Consider the following 522-nt stretch of genomic DNA (forward strand, 5'->3'; position numbering starts at 1 on the left):
GTCAGGATGAGCGCGCGAGCGATATGACGCGTCATCGGTGTCTATGCGACGGAATCATGAAAGGCGAGATTGCCCGGTCGTTGCGTGCGCCTTAGCGAAGCTTCATGAAGGGTTCCTGCACGAGGCCGCGTCATGCTCACTGATAGCCAGTACATTCTCGAACGCATCAGCCAAGGCTGCGTGACGCTCTCCGATGGCGAGTTCGTCATCGACAGGCTGGTTAAGTATTTCGGCAATGGGAGGATCCGCTGGCATGTCGAATTCCGTGGGCATCGCATCGAGCTGACGACAGGCCAGCTCAAGAAGCAGCCGACCTTCCGCAGGAAGATACTCGAACAGGCTGGGGTGCTGCCGCCCCAGCGTGCCGGGACCGACTACAGGCGATGGGCACTCGATTTGAGGAAGAATGCCATCGAGCTTCCGTGGCGGGACAGGCCGGTGGACGTCGGCTTCGCCATCGACAGGCTCGCCAGCCACGGCGACGGGCGCTGGACGGTCGAATACCAGGGCAAGGCCATCAAA

The 522-nt window shown here is 60.9% G+C and carries 1 pseudogene; it reads left to right on the top strand.

Annotated elements, in window-relative coordinates:
* Positions 1-132: 132 nt before the first annotated feature.
* A pseudogene (locus EN939_RS39315) lies at positions 133-522 on the top strand (hypothetical protein); the annotation flags it as partial.

The sequence above is a fragment of the Mesorhizobium sp. M7A.F.Ca.CA.002.05.1.1 genome (assembly GCF_003998335.1).
In the GTDB taxonomy this organism is placed as follows: Bacteria; Pseudomonadota; Alphaproteobacteria; order Rhizobiales; family Rhizobiaceae; genus Mesorhizobium.